Source organism: Micromonospora sp. ZG13 (genome assembly GCF_059359355.1).
Map to the genome: position 1 here is coordinate 169,880 of NZ_JCADBQ010000003.1, position 13,605 is coordinate 183,484.

12 protein-coding genes are annotated in these 13,605 nt (G+C 74.2%); 4 read left to right on the forward strand and 8 right to left on the reverse strand.

The genetic code is table 11. The features are described from left to right. Positions 1 to 3 precede the first annotated feature (3 nt). Entirely contained in the window at positions 4 to 684 is a 681-nt protein-coding gene (locus tag AC5L34_RS08330; protein WP_441174246.1) for a hypothetical protein, read from the forward strand. A gap of 67 nt (positions 685 to 751) precedes the next feature. Here the strand turns inward: AC5L34_RS08330 and AC5L34_RS08335 are convergent, their stop codons facing one another. Continuing rightward, positions 752 to 1,984 carry a multidrug effflux MFS transporter gene (locus AC5L34_RS08335; RefSeq protein ID WP_441174247.1) on the reverse strand — a complete coding sequence of 411 codons (1,233 nt, stop codon included), beginning with the start codon at positions 1,982 to 1,984 and terminating at the stop codon, positions 752 to 754. 79 nt (positions 1,985 to 2,063) lie between these two features. On the opposite strand from AC5L34_RS08335, the gene AC5L34_RS08340 reads away from it, so the two are divergent. Next, positions 2,064 to 2,507: a MarR family winged helix-turn-helix transcriptional regulator gene (locus AC5L34_RS08340; RefSeq protein ID WP_441174248.1), complete on the forward strand. Its 444-nt coding sequence runs from the start codon at positions 2,064 to 2,066 to the stop codon at positions 2,505 to 2,507. 81 nt (positions 2,508 to 2,588) lie between these two features. Beyond that, positions 2,589 to 3,029, forward strand: coding sequence for a VOC family protein (locus tag AC5L34_RS08345; protein WP_441174249.1), 441 nt, complete (start codon positions 2,589 to 2,591; stop codon positions 3,027 to 3,029). 4 nt (positions 3,030 to 3,033) lie between these two features. On the opposite strand, the gene AC5L34_RS08350 is transcribed toward AC5L34_RS08345, so the two are convergent. The 4 genes from AC5L34_RS08350 to AC5L34_RS08365 all read right to left on the reverse strand — a co-directional run bounded on the left by AC5L34_RS08350 (position 3,034) and on the right by AC5L34_RS08365 (position 8,355). Beyond that, entirely contained in the window at positions 3,034 to 3,522 is a 489-nt protein-coding gene (locus AC5L34_RS08350) for a WapI family immunity protein (RefSeq protein ID WP_441174250.1), read from the reverse strand. Positions 3,523 to 3,615: 93 nt separating this feature from the next. Then, the gene (gene yidD, locus AC5L34_RS08355) at positions 3,616 to 4,053 is read right to left on the reverse strand and encodes a membrane protein insertion efficiency factor YidD (protein ID WP_441174251.1); all 438 of its coding nucleotides are present in this window, start codon (positions 4,051 to 4,053) and stop codon (positions 3,616 to 3,618) included. A gap of 474 nt (positions 4,054 to 4,527) precedes the next feature. Then, positions 4,528 to 5,673, reverse strand: coding sequence for a hypothetical protein (locus AC5L34_RS08360; protein WP_441174252.1), 1,146 nt, complete (start codon positions 5,671 to 5,673; stop codon positions 4,528 to 4,530). Positions 5,674 to 5,976: 303 nt separating this feature from the next. After that, the gene (locus AC5L34_RS08365) at positions 5,977 to 8,355 is read right to left on the reverse strand and encodes an acylase (RefSeq protein WP_441174253.1); all 2,379 of its coding nucleotides are present in this window, start codon (positions 8,353 to 8,355) and stop codon (positions 5,977 to 5,979) included. Positions 8,356 to 8,528: 173 nt separating this feature from the next. On the opposite strand from AC5L34_RS08365, the gene AC5L34_RS08370 reads away from it, so the two are divergent. Next, a complete protein-coding gene (locus AC5L34_RS08370) occupies positions 8,529 to 10,049 on the forward strand; it encodes a gluconokinase (protein ID WP_494824357.1) in 1,521 nt (506 codons plus the stop codon). Positions 10,050 to 10,059: 10 nt separating this feature from the next. Here the strand turns inward: AC5L34_RS08370 and AC5L34_RS08375 are convergent, their stop codons facing one another. From AC5L34_RS08375 to AC5L34_RS08385, 3 genes are all read right to left on the reverse strand, one after another. After that, the gene (locus AC5L34_RS08375; RefSeq protein ID WP_089001854.1) at positions 10,060 to 10,344 is read right to left on the reverse strand and encodes a putative quinol monooxygenase; all 285 of its coding nucleotides are present in this window, start codon (positions 10,342 to 10,344) and stop codon (positions 10,060 to 10,062) included. A 26-nt stretch (positions 10,345 to 10,370) separates the two neighbouring features. After that, positions 10,371 to 11,129 carry a MerR family transcriptional regulator gene (locus AC5L34_RS08380; RefSeq protein WP_441174255.1) on the reverse strand — a complete coding sequence of 253 codons (759 nt, stop codon included), beginning with the start codon at positions 11,127 to 11,129 and terminating at the stop codon, positions 10,371 to 10,373. 174 nt (positions 11,130 to 11,303) lie between these two features. Beyond that, a complete protein-coding gene (locus tag AC5L34_RS08385) occupies positions 11,304 to 13,511 on the reverse strand; it encodes a trypsin-like serine protease (RefSeq protein WP_494824359.1) in 2,208 nt (735 codons plus the stop codon). Positions 13,512 to 13,605 lie beyond the last annotated feature (94 nt).

Below are 13,605 nucleotides of genomic sequence, written 5' to 3' on the forward strand. Positions count from 1 at the left end.
GTCATGGACACGCAGGTGTGGATCGAGGCGCTGAGGCGCCACGTGATCCCGGCGCTGGGCGACGGGTGGGAACTGGCCGGCGACTCGCTCGTCCGCACCCCGGTCGGCTGGACGGCTGCGCGGGTCGTACCGCAGCCGTCGGCGCACGGGCCGGCGTTCTTCCTGCACGCGCAGGTGCAGTTGCTGGCCGAGCCGGAGCCGGAGAGCTACACCTGCGGATTCCGGCTCGGCCGTTGGGAGGCACCGGGCACCCTGGCCGCGTACGCGCCGATCGCGGCTCAGGTGGTCGACACGATCGTCTCCCGTGCCGTGCCGTTCTTCGACCGCCACGGGTCGCTCGACGGATACCTGTCGCACCTGCGGGAACGGTTGGCCGACCTCGACCCGGGGCAGGAGTGGATCGACATCCTGCTCGACGAGGAGCTGACGTACACCCACCTGCTGCTGGGTGATCTGCCTGCCGCCGAGGTGACGGCCGGGTTCGCCGAGCGTGCCGCCGAGCAGAACCGCCGGGACCCGCAGCCCCTGGACTGGGTCGAGGAGGCCGCCGGACGGGTGGCCGAGGTGATCACGGCGGCGCGTCGCGACCCCGCCGAGGCACGGGAGATCCTCGCCGGGCACGCCCGCGCGAACGCCGGGGAGCTGTGGCTGACCGGCACGGCGACGCCGGACCTGAGCCGCTAGCCGACCATCTGACCTCGGGCCCGCCCTCCGCGCCGACAGCGACGGCAACGGCGGTCAGGGGCGGCGGTCAGGGGCGGCGGGTGCGGGCCAGGGTGCCGACGACGGCGAGGGAGGCGGCCGCCGCCCCGGCGAGCACCACGGCCATCGGGACGGCGCTGCCCTCGCCGCCCAGGCCGACCAGCGGCGCGGCCATCGCCCCCACCAGCGACTGGATGGTGCCGAGCAGCGCGGCGGCCGTGCCGGCGTGGGCGGGGTGCCGGTCCAGGGCGAGCGCGGTGCCGTTCGGCATCACCATGCCGAGGGAGCCCATGAAGACGAAGATCGCGACGGCCACCAGAGGCAGGCTGCCGAGCAGCGCGCCGGCGAGCAGGACGGCGGCGGCCAGCACCCCCACGCCCAGCGGGCGCAGCAGCAGGGTGCGGGGCGCGAAGCGGTCCAGCAGGCGGGCGTTGAGCTGGCCGGCGGCGACCAGGGCGAGCGCGTTGACGCCGAAGATGAGGCTGAACGCGCCGGCCGAGACGCCGAAGACGTCCTGGAAGACGAAGGACGACCCGGAGATGTAGGCGAAGAGCGCGGCGAAGGCGAGGCCCTGCGCCAGCGCGTACCCCAGGAAGATCCGGTCGGTGAAGAGCGAGCGGCCGGCGGCGGCCGTGGCGGCGAGGCCGCCGGTGCTGCGCCGCGCGGCGGGCAGCGTCTCCGGCAGCCGCCACGCCACGGCGGCGGCGAGCAGCGCGCCGGTCACGGCGAGGGCGACGAAGACGGTACGCCAGTCCCCGAAGCGCAGCACCAGGCTGCCGAAGGCGGGCGCGGCCATCGGGGCGACGCCGAAGACCAGGGTGAGCCGGGAGAAGTACTTGGCGGCCTCGCGCCCGGAGTAGAGGTCGCGGACGACGGCGCGGGCGACGACGACGCCCATGCCGCCGGCGAAGCCCTGCGCGAGGCGCGCCGCGGCCAGGGTCTCGGCCGTCGGCACGGCCGCGCACACCAACGACAGCAGGGTGTACGCGGCGACGCCCACCAGCACGGGCCGGCGCCGCCCGAAGCGGTCGCTGAGCGGGCCGGTGACGAGCTGGCCGAGGGCCATGCCGATGAGGCACGTGGTCAGCGAGAGCTGGATCTGCGCCTGGCTGGCGGACAGGTCGCGGGTCATCTCCGGGAACGCCGGCAGGTAGGTGTCGAGGGAGAGCGGCCCGACGGCGGTGAGCGTGCCGAGCAGCACCAGCAGCACGACGGCGGCCCGCCCGGTGGGCGCGGCGACGCGCTCGCCCGGTGGTACGGGTGGCGCGGTGGCGTGCGGCATGGTGGTCCCCTCACTGACGGCTCGGCCCGGTTACGATAGCTCTGACTACAGAGCTATTGCGCCGACGAAGGGCCTGACTGTGACGGACGAGACGGTCGACCAGCTCGGCGGAGCGCTCGGCGACCTGCACCGGATGCTGCGCCGGACCGCCATCCAGCGGGTCGGCCGCACCGTCCTGCCGGACGCCCAGGTGGAGGTGCTGCGGCTCGTGCAGCGGTGGCCGGGAATCGGCGTCCGCGAGGCCGCCGAACGACTCGGCACCGCGCCGAACACGGTCAGCACCCTCGTCGGCGAGCTGACCACCGCCGGCCTGCTGCGCCGGGAGCGCGACCCGGCCGACCGCCGTACCGTCCGACTGGAGCTGACCGACGCGGCCCGGGAGCGGATGGCCGCGTACGGGCGGCACCGCCGCGACCTGCTCGCCGCCACCCTGGCCGAGCTGGACGGCGCGGACCGCGAGACGCTGCTCGCCGCCGCCCCCGCCCTGCGCCGCCTCGCCGACCGGATGACGGGCCAGGCCTGAGCCACCGGAGCCGGGACAGCCTGCGGGCTCGACGCTACGGTGGCGGTGGACGGTGCCGGGTCGTAGGTGGAGGGTCGCCCGATGATGGAGCAGCGGATCAGCCTCGTGACGCTCGGCGTCGCCGACGTGGCCAGGGCACGCGCCTTCTACGAGCGGCTCGGCTGGCGCGGCCAGGAGGTCGAGGAGACCGTCTTCTTCCAGGCCGGCGGCTTGGCGCTGGTGCTGTGGAGCCGGGAGAAGCTGGCCGCCGACGCGGGCGTGCACGACCGGGGCGCGGGCGGCTTCGGCGGGACGACGCTGGCGCAGAACGTCCGCTCCCGGGGCGAGGTCGACAAGCTGCTGACGGCGGCGGCCGACGCCGGGGCGCGGGTGACCGTGCCGGCACGCGAGACCTTCTACGGCGGCTACGCCGGCTGCTTCGCCGACCCCGACGGGCACGTCTGGGAGATCGCCTGGAACCCGGGCCTCCCCCTCGGCCCCGACGGCTCACTCACCGTCCCCGACCTGAGCCCACCGGGCTGAGCGGTCAGCAGGTGGCACGGCGGGGGTACGCGTCGGCCTCCCGCGCCCACTGCTCCGCGGCCACCGAGAGGGCGTCGGCGGAGACGGTGAGCGTCAGCGGGTAGACCGCGCCGGGCGGCTGCCGCCGCATCCACGGCGGCAGGGACTCGTACGCGAACTCGACCGTCAACGCGAGCCGGCGGCGACGCAGCACGCGGGTGCGGAAGGCCAGGTTCGGCTCGGTGAAGCGGGCCACCGCCGACGGCTCCGCCGGGTCGCTGGTCGTCTCGGCCTGCTGTCGCAGCCAGCCCGCCAGCGCGTACGCCTCGGTGACCGTCAGGCAGGGTTCGAGGTGCGACCAGGCCTGCCCGTCGGCGGTGCGGGCGTCGGTCTCGACGAGCAGCCAGTCGTCCCACTCCGCCGCCTCGTCCGGGTCGTCCGGCGGCTCGACCCCGGGCTGGTAGCCCACGGGCCGCATTCTCACCCGGGCACCGTCGTCGGAGCGGATCTCCATGCTGTCATCATGACCGATACCGAGGCGCGGATGGGGGGCATATCCGCAGCTCAGAGCGCCGCGACCAGCAGCGCAGCGGTCGCCGGCACCCGGTCAGCGCACGGGGTCGTGGGTGCCGCGCGGCACGTCGGGCCGGCAGCGGCGCACCCGGTCGGCGGCCATCCGCCCGCCGACAGCCAGCCCGTACCGCTCCACGGCGGCCAGCCCGTACGCGCTGCACGTCGGGGTGAAGCGGCACTGCCCGGGCCAGCGGTGCGACAGCCAGCGCCGGTAGCCCAGGATCGCGGCCCGTCCGGCCCGGTCCACCAGCGGCGCGCGCCCGGCGGCGATGGTGGGCCCGGCGGCGTCGGTCGACGGCGCCGAGGCCCGGCCGGGCGCCACGAGCCGGGCGGCCAGCGCGCCCAGGGTCAGCAGGGTGGAGAAGAGCCCCAGGTCGCAGCAGGGGATGTCGCAGTTGCAGGCGTCGCAGTTGTCGAAGCGGCTCTTCTTCTTGCGACGCCGGTCGCTCTTGAGGTGGATCACAGGGAACATCATGCGACGGCCGCGCCACCCCGGATTCCTCGGATGGCGTCGCATCGCCTCGGCGGTAATCGGCGAGCCGGCCCGGCCGGGCTGCCCCGCCGGGGGCGCGTGCTGGTCGAAGGCGCAGGGACAGCGGGTGGAGAGCTGGGGCGTGTTCCCGGTGGTACCGGAGAGCGGCTCGTTGCGACGCTGTCGAGCTGAGTCGTCTGCGACATCGGGTGTTGGTATCCGGCGCGCGGTGCCGCCAGCGGGCGGTGAATCGTCTACGACATCAGCTCGACAGCGTTGCGCACGTCAGCCCTCGCCCCGACCGGGGTGCCGCGGAGCCGGTGCGGACGCCCCCGCCAAGCCGGACGACGACACGCGGCCCGTCGCCTCCGCCGGCCCGTCACCTCCGCCGGCCCGTTGCCCCAGCCGGCCCGCCGCCGCCCGGCCAGGTGGCGCAGCCGGCCCGTCGCAGCCCGGCCAGGTGGCGCAGCGGGGTCAGCGCCAGACCGTGCGGCGCACCCCGTCGTGCGCGGCGCAGGCGTCGCGCCGCCCGCCCGTGAGGCTGACCGAGCCGTCCCCGCACTGCACGAGGTGGCCCCGGCCGGCCCAGAACTCGGGCACGCAGTCGAACCAGTCGCAGACCTCGACGGCCGGCCTGCGGATGCGCTCGCCGCCGCAGAAGTCGTACCCCATCGGGTTTGCCGGGGCGCCGCAGCGCGGCTCGCGGGCGGGCGTCGGCGTGGCGGCGGTGCTGCTGCGGCGCGGCTTCGACACGGCGGGCGGCGCCTTCGCCGGCGCAGCCGGCAGGACGACAGGCGGGGCGGCGGTGCTCGGCGCGGGGGTCGCGGCGACGGCGACCTCGGAGCCGGTCGGGTCGGAGGGATCGGTGTCCAGCAGGGCCGCGGGCACCAGCAGTGCGATGCCGGCGGCGACGGCCACGGTGCGCCGGCCGCCGGGCACGAACGCGAAGTGCCGGGCCTGCGCGGGGGTGGCGATCTGCGGCCGGAACGGCTTGAGCTGCGCGTGCTCGGCGATCGCCTCGTCGAGCTGGTCGAGCACCGCGCCGCGCTGCTCGATGGCGTCGGCGAAGGCCAGGGTCAGCTTGAACCGGAAGTCCGCGGCGACGTCGGCGGGGAGCATCAGACCGGAGGTACGCCGCCGGTCCAGCACCTGCATGAGGGTGACCGGCGCGTGCGGGTCGTGGGCCAGGCCGGTCATCCTCCCGTACGACCAGTCGCGCCGGCCGCGACCGCCGAGCAGCACCAGCCGGCGGTTGGTGATGACCGCCATGCCGGCGTCGGCGACCCGGACGCCGTCGGGCCGGCGTGGCCGCGGCGGCGCGGCCGCCGGGGCGACCGTCAGGTCCGGCGCGGGCAGCACGGTGGTGTGTCGGACCTCCACCAGTTGCGCGGCCGGCAGCACCCAGAAGACCACCTCGTCGGGCGCGAGCTCCAGGGGTAGGCCGGCGCCCGCCTCGGCCGAGCCCTGGAACTCCTCGGCGAGGGTACGCAGGCGGCGCAGCTCGTCGTCGCGTCGTCGCCATGCCTTGTCGGCGCTGCGGAACTCCCGCCGCCGCCGTTCGTTCTGCCGGTGCACCCACCGGTACCGCCACGTGGAACCCGTCGAATCAGTCCTTGCCACGCCGACTCCTTCGCCGCGCAGGCCACCAACCGGGGTGTCACAGCTGTCAACTGCGACAACGCCCGGCGGGGACACGCCGTAACGGGGCAAATTGGCCGAACGACGGGCGAAATCGGGCGAGAGGAGGATTTCGCCGAGTCGATTCGCATCCGTCGGGCGTGTCGACGGCGAGCGCCGAGCGCCGAGCGGCGGACGCGAGCGTAGGCGCCGACGGGGTGTGGCCCGCACTCCCGCACGGCGCAGCCGGGAACGCGGTCGCGCCCGCCCGGTCGCGGTGACCGGGCGGGCGCGACGGACGGCGGGTCAGTGGCGGCGGCCCTCCCCCACCCGGTAGGTGCGCAGGTTCGGGTCGGCCTTGATCTGCGCCTCCGTGTACTTGATGGTGTCCCAGCCCTTGCCGGAGTAGAGCCGGGTCTGGTCGGCGTACCAGGGAGAATTCGGGTTGCTCGACTGGGAGTAGGTGAGGATCTGCCGGCCCGAGGGGCCGTCGCGGCCCAGCTCGACGGCCATCACGAAGGACGAGCCGTGGACCACCTTCGGGTAGCCGACGCCGGGCGCCAGCGGACTGATGATCAAGTTGAAGACGCCGGCCTCGGCGCGTCCACCGTGGATCGGGATGCGCCGGTCGCCGCGCGGCTCGGTCTGGATGTCGCCGAGGCGCGCGTCGAGCGGGATGCCGGCGAGCTTGCGGACCGCGTCGGCGAGGGCGGTGAGCACGCGCGGGTCGGCGGTGTTCAGCCGGCTCGGCGTACGCACCGGGTCGGCGGCGTCGAACGCGTCGGCGAACCGGATGCCGCCGGCCAGGGCGAACTCGGTGAACAGGTGCGCGCCCCGACTGTCCAGGTCGACCCGCAGGTCCCAGCCCTTCAGCGCCGCGCACGCCCCGCGCAGGTCGACGGTCGTCCCGTCCGAGGCGGTCGCCGTCGGGTGCGCGGCGCACAGCGCCACCAGGTCGTCGCGCAGCAGCTCGCCGCCGTACGCGCGGTTGCCGAAGACCGTCTGCCAGAGCCGGGACGTGGTGTAGCCCCGCCCGGGCAGCCCGTCGGTGCCGGCGAGCCGCTCCCGTACCTGCTCCACGCCGAGGCGCGTACGCAGGCTGCGCTCGGTGCGCTCGTTGCCGATGATGCGCGGGTAGCCCTCCAGCGGCGCCTCGGGGTTGGCCAGCCAGTGGCTGTCGTTGGAGTTCGTCACGTAGTCGGCGCGGAAGCGGACCGGCAGGTTGGCCGGGCCGAGGATGCCGGGCACCACCGCGTCGCGGTCGCGGCCCAGCGCGCAGGCCGACCGGGAGCCGTCGAGGACGGCCTGGCCGCTGGAGGCGTAGAGCGGCTGGAACGGCGCGGGGATGCAGGCGGCGGCCAGCTCGTCGGTGACCCGGGGCACCACCGAGTGGTCGGCGTAGAGCGCCTCGCCGCGGGCGTCGGCGGCGATCACGTTCACCCAGGGCAGGAACTGGTGCCGGTCGAGGACCCGCTTCAGCTCGCGTACGGTCTTCGCCCGGCCCATCTCCAGCCAGCCGTCGAAGGCGCGGTTGTTGGTGGCGTTGACGTCGGTGATCGCGTACGCGGCGGTGGCGGTCCAGTCGAAGGTGCCGGGGACGACGACCACCGGCCCGAAGTGGGTGTCGTGGAAGGTGCGGCTGACCGGCACGGTGCCGCCGCCCGGGGCGGGCACCTGGACGGTGACCGTGCGGGTGGTCATCTTCCGGGCCCGGCCGTCCACGTAGTACGAGGTGGGGTCGCCGGGGACCAGGGCGAGGCGGTGCCAGACGAAGCGGCGGGCGGTGGAGACGGTGTGGCTCCAGGCGAGCGTGCGGTTGTGCCCGATCTCGATGACCGGGTCGCCGATCAGCGCCGCGCCCTCCACGTCGTAGCGGCCGGGGACCTTCAGGTGCATCCGGTAGAAGCGCTCCGCGCCCTCCCACGGGAAGTGCGGGTTGGCCAGCACCATGCCGCCGCCGTGGGTGGTGGCCCGCGCGCCCAGCCCGTACGCGTTGCTGCCGACTCCGGCGGGCGCGCCGTCGCGGGCGGCGACGACCGCCGCGGCGCCCGGCGCGTCGAGGACGGCGGCCGGGCCGGTGGCCGTGGGCGGGGCGGCGGCGACGATACCGTCGAGCACCGCCCGGGAGCTGGCCCGCACCATGCTGGCCCAGCTCGTCCGCCACATGTCCAGCTCGGTCAGCGGGCGCACCCACGGCTTGCCCCGGCAGGCCGGGTCGGTGAGGTTGGCCGCGCCGGTGCGGCGCAGGTAGCTGTTGTAGCCGGCGACGAAGCCGCGGATCTGGTCGCGGACCTCGTTCGACGGGGAGTGCACGCCGTCGCGGGGCCCCTGCAACAGCCGCTCTGCGGTGCGGTCGTCGATCGCCTTGCGGTGGAACAGGTCGCTGCGCACGTTGGCGTCCGTGGGGCTCGCGGCGCCGAAGTAGCGGGACCGCTCGGCGTTGACCGTGACGACCTTCTCCGCGATGACGCAGATGTTGTCCTCGGCCTGAACGTGGCCGACGCCGAAGCCGAGGCTGGCGAAGGTGCGGGCGGTGATGTGCGGAACGCCGTACGACGCCCGGCGGATCTCCGCCGAGTAGCCGCCGTCCTGGTGCCGCGCGGCGGCGGGCGGGACGCCGGCGACCGCCGTGGTGGCGACCGTGGCGAGGGCGGTGACCAGCGCGCAGAGCGGCTTCGGCCTCATCGTGACTTCCTCCCCGTCGGGTGGACGTGTGAAGCGTTCACACTGACGGGCATTCTCGCCGGGCGCGGGCGTGCCGAGGAAGACCCGGTCGGGAAACAGGTTGTTCCCCCTACGGGCCGCCCGGACGCTGGGTAACGTCGGCGGCACCCAGGGCCGACGAGGGGGTGGGGCCGGTGGGTTACCCGCTCCGCCCGGTGGTGATCGGCGTCGACATCGGCACCACCAGCACCAAGGCGATCGCGTACGACGTGGACGGTGTGCGCCTCGCCCACCACTCGGCGGGCTACCCGCTCGACGAGCCGCACCCCGGCTACGCAGAGCAGGACGCGCGGCACATCCACGCGGCGGTGCTGGAGGCGATCGGCACTGTCGTGGCGGAGCTGGACCGCCCGGTCGCCGGGCTGAGCTTCGGCACGGCCATGCACAGCCTGATGGGCCTGGACCCGGACGGCCGCCCGCTCACCCCGTCGGTCACCTGGGCGGACTCGCGGGCCAGCCGACAGGCCGAGCGGCTGCGCGCCGCCCCGTCCGGGCTGGCGCTGCACCGCCGCACCGGCACCCCGGTGCACCCGATGGCGCCGTTGCCCAAGCTGCTCTGGTTCGCCGAGCAGGAGCCGGTGCTGTTCGGCCGGGTGGCGTACTGGGTGGGCGTCAAGGACTGGGTGCTGCTGCGGCTGTGCGACACGCTGGTGACCGACCACTCGGTCGCCTCCGCCACCGGGCTGATGGACCTGCGCCAGCTCTCCTGGGACTCCGAGGCGCTCGGCATCGCCGAGATCACCGCCGAGCAGTTGCCGCAGCTCGTGCCCACCACCACCGTGCTGCCCGGCCTCACCGCCGAGGCCGCCGCGGCCACCGGGCTGCCCCGCGACACGAGGGTGGTCGTCGGCGCCGGGGACGGCCCGCTGGCCAACCTCGGGCTCGGCGCGGTCGCCCCGGGCGTGATGGCCTGCTCGATCGGCACCAGCGGCGCGATGCGGGTGATGGTGGAGCACCCCGGCGTCGACCCACTCGGCGGGGTGTTCTGCTACGCGCTGACCGAGGACCGCTGGGTGGTCGGCGGGGCCATCAACAACGGCGGCATCGTGCTGGACTGGGTCGGCGAGGCGCTCGCCCCCGAGCTGGGCGAGGACGCCGAGGAGTTGCTGGCGCTGGCCGCCCGGGCACCGGTGGGCTCCGGCGGCCTGATCATGCTGCCGTACCTGCTCAGCGAGCGCGCCCCGCACTGGAGCGCGCTGCCGCGCGGCGCGTACGTGGGGCTGACCAACGGCCACCGCCGCGCGCACCTGGTGCGGGCCGCGCTGGAGGGCGTCTGCCAGCAGCTGGCGCTGGTGCTGGCCTCGGTACGCGCCGCCGGCAACGAGGTCCGCGAGATCCGGGCCGGCGGCGGCTTCTCGCGCAGTCCGCTGTGGCGGCAGATGCTCGCCGACGTGCTCGGCGTGCCGGTGCGCTTCCCCGCCGGGCACGAGGGCTCCGGTTTCGGCGCGGCCCTGCTCGGCATGCAGGCGCTGGGGCTCATCCCGTCCGTCGACGTCGCCGCCGACCTGGTGCGCATCGAGCAGACGGCGTACCCCGACCCGGCCGCCGCCGCCACCTACGCCGCCCTGCTGCCGCTGTTCAACGAGCTGTACGACGCGCTGGTCCCCACCTTCACCTCGCTGCGCCGCCTCGCCCCTGGCTTGTCGCCGCAGTGACCCGGCCCGGTCAGGGCGCCTCGACCCCGGAGATCAGGTAGCGGTGCACCTCCGCGCCGCGGATCGCCACGGTCTGCTCCTCGGCGGGGCCGGATCCCCGGAAGTCGAGCAGTTGCTCCTCGGACTCCCAGCGCTCGTAGACGTTGATCCGGCCGGGCTCGACCAGGTCCGCGCCGATCGCGAAGTCGACGCAGCCCGGCGCCGACCGTGCCTGCCGGACGACCTCCACGCAGTCGGCGAGGTAGGCGTCCCGCTGGTCCGGGTCGACGTAGAGACTGCCGGCGACGATGAGCACTGCTGACCTCCGGGGACGGCCGCGCCTCAGGCGCGGGTGATCGCGTTGGCGTGGATGGCCTCACCCAGGTACGCGGCCATCCCCGGCCTGATCGTCTCGAAGTACGCGGTGAACCGCTCGTCCGACACGTACATGTCGGCCAGACAGGTGTGCAGCTCGAACGGGCAGTCGTAGAACCAGCGGCTGATGAGCTGCCGGTGCTCCTCGGCCAGGTCCATCGCCGCCGGCCCGTCCGCGGGTGCCCCGGAGGACATCACCTCGACGAACCGCCGCGCCCAGTCCTCGTTCTCGGCCTTGTTCCGCAGCCAGTCGTCCTTCGTGTAGCGGGAGACCCGCTCGTTCGACTGGCGGTACGCGTCGGTGTCGCCCCAGCGCTGCTCGACCTCCTCGGTGTGCGCGTCCGGGTCGAAGTCGCCGAAGACCTCGAACCGCTCCTGCGGGGTGAGTGGAATGTTCAACTTGCTCGCCTCCATCGCGAACTCGATCGCCGCGACCATCTCCTGGAGCTTCCTGATCCGTACGGACAGCAGCTCGTGCTGGCGGCGCAGGTGCGCCGCCGGGTCGCTCGCCGGGTCGTCGAGGATCGCGGCGATCTCCTCCAGCGGGAACCCCAGCTCCCGGTAGTAGCGGATGTGCTGCAACCGCTCCAGGTCGGCGTCGTCGTAGCGCCGGTAACCCGTGCCGCTGCGTCCGCTTGGCGAGAGCAGTCCGATCTCGTCGTAGTGGTGCAGCGTCCGCACGGTCACGCCGGCCGCCTTCGCCACCTGTCCCACCGTGTAGGCCATGGTTTCCCTCCCTTCCGCCAACGAGGCTCCCGCCTGCCGTTACGTGAGGGTCAAGCCCGATTCTGCGACCCGCGTCACGCGGGCGGCGGGCGTTCGGCCCATGCCGCCCGAACGCGTGTGGGCCGCCCGGTCTCCGGGCGGCCCACACGGTTGGTGCGTCAGATCGTCAGCGTCTCACCAACGCCGGGTGCTGTCCGGCCACGAGTCGTACGGCACGGCCGACAGGATCGGGTCCCATCCGCTGCTGGTGGTGCCCGTCGGCACGTAGGCGGTCACGTCGGTGCCGCTGCCGTTGAACGGGCTGTTGTCCAGGTGACCGGTGACCACGCCGTCGGCCGCGCGCCGGTAGTAGTGGCCGCCGCCCGGGGAGAAGAGCGAGGTCATGTTGCCCCAGCCGGTCGTCACCAGATCGTCGCGGTGCCACACGTTGCTGGCGTCGATGTCGTACGCCACCAGGATGGTGCCGGCCGTGGCGACCAGCCGGTTCTTGCCGGTGGCGGCCAGCGTGGGCAGGCTGAACCCGGAGGCCTGGGTGCCGTCGCCGTTGTAGACCGTCCAGCCAGGGAAGTCGCCCGGCCCCGGCTTGGCCTTGGTCACCTTGTAGCGACGCAGGAAGCCGCTGGCCGTGCCGAACAGGCCGCCGTTGCCGTCGTAGACCAGCCGGTCGTGGCTCCACCCGCTGGTGGCGATCGGCGCGGACACGGTGAAGGCCAGCGGCTCGTGGCTGGTGACGTCCACCCGGTAGAGGTGCGAGTTGGTGCCGGTCATCACGATGGTGTCCGAGTTGAGAGCGGCCATCGCCCTCGGGGTGAAGCCGAGGGTCTGCGCCGAGACGGTGCTGACCTTCTTCGCCCCGGTCACCGGGTCGAGCGCGGTGTACGACAGGCGCCCGTCGGGGCTGGTGCCGAAGACCGAGACGAGCCCGGTCCAGGGCCGAGCGGAGAGCAGCGTCTGGTTCCAGCCGGACGTGCTGACCGGGTCGGTGGGGAAGCTCTGGATGTCGGTGCCGCTGCCGTCGACGGGGTTGGCGTCGCGGTAGCGGTCCAGCCGGCCGGTGGAGCTGCGGGCGTAGTAGAGGCCGCCGCCGGGCGAGACGAGGTGCGTCGGGCCCGCCCAGCCCGTGGTGGCCAGCGCGTTGACCGCCCAGCCGCCCGGCCCGTCGCCGTAGACGCGGTAGGAGAGCAGCCGCCCGTCGGAGACCGTGCCGAGGATCCGCCCGGGGGCCGGCGAGGTGATGGTCTTCTGAGCGAAGCCGGAGGAGACCGCCACCGTCCGGGTGAGGTCCGCGCCGGTCGGCTTGGCGCTGGTGATGGTGCGCCGGTAGAGCTGGTTGGTGCTCCCGTTGATGTAGTAGAGGGAGCCGTAGCCGTCGTAGACCATCCGGTCGTACGGCGACCAGCCGCTGGCGATGCTCGTCTTGGTGAAGGTCAGCGGGTCGTACCCGGTGACGTCCACCCGGTACACGGTGCCGCCGGTGTCGTTGATCAGGATCGTGTTCTCGTTCAGCGTCGCCATCGCCTTGGGCGTGAAGCCGAGGGTGGCCGTCGACTGCCGGTTGGCCCGCAGGTCGCCGGTGGCGGAGTCGATGACGCCGTAGGTGAGCTGCCCGCTGGCGAGGACGCCGAAGATCTGCACGTCGGCGAGCTGCTCGCGGACCCAGGGTCCGAGGTCGTCGACGCGGGTGGCGGTCGCGCCGTCGCGGGTCTCGGTCGAGCCCAGGCAGCCCTTCTGCCAGGACGTGGCGGCGATGGCGACCAGCTCGACGGTGCCCGCGACGTCGCGGAACGCCGGGCCGCCTGCGTCGCCCTTGCAGAGAGTGGCGCCGGCCGACGCCCCGACCAGCCCGACGGACCCGCCGGTCACGTCCTGGACGGTGAAGGAGCCCTGGTGCAGCCGGTCCGGCACCCACTCGGTGGCGGTACGGCCGTAGCCGGTGACCCGCAGAGTCTCGGCGGCGGTCGGCGCGGCGGTGGCGAGCGCGACCGTGGGCACGCCCGTGGCCGGGGCGGAGAGCCGTGCCAGGGCGAGGTTGCGGTCCGGGTGGGGCACGACGTGGGTGACGCGACGCTGAGCGCCGGACGCGGTCGTGAGGTCGGTGCGGCCGACGAGCGCGGTGGTCGTCCGGGTGGGCGCGCCGGCGACGGCCGGGGTGGTCCCGTCGGCGAAGCAGGACTTCGCCGTCACCATCCAGTTGGGGTCGATGAGCGCGCCCGAGCAGGCGTGGACGTCACCGAAGGTGATCTTGGCGTTGAAGAGGTAACTGCCGTCCGGAACCGGATCGGCGGCGGCGATCGCCGAGGCGGAGCCGCCGCCCAGCAGACCGGCCGCGAGGGTTGCGCCCAGCAGGGCGGCGCCCCACCGGCGTGCGCGACGAGATGACAATGCGTTCCCCCGTGTCTCTAGGTGTCATCCGGGCCGGATCAACCGGCCGGACAGAGCGCATGCTATCGAGCCCGATGCATGACCGGGGACCTCA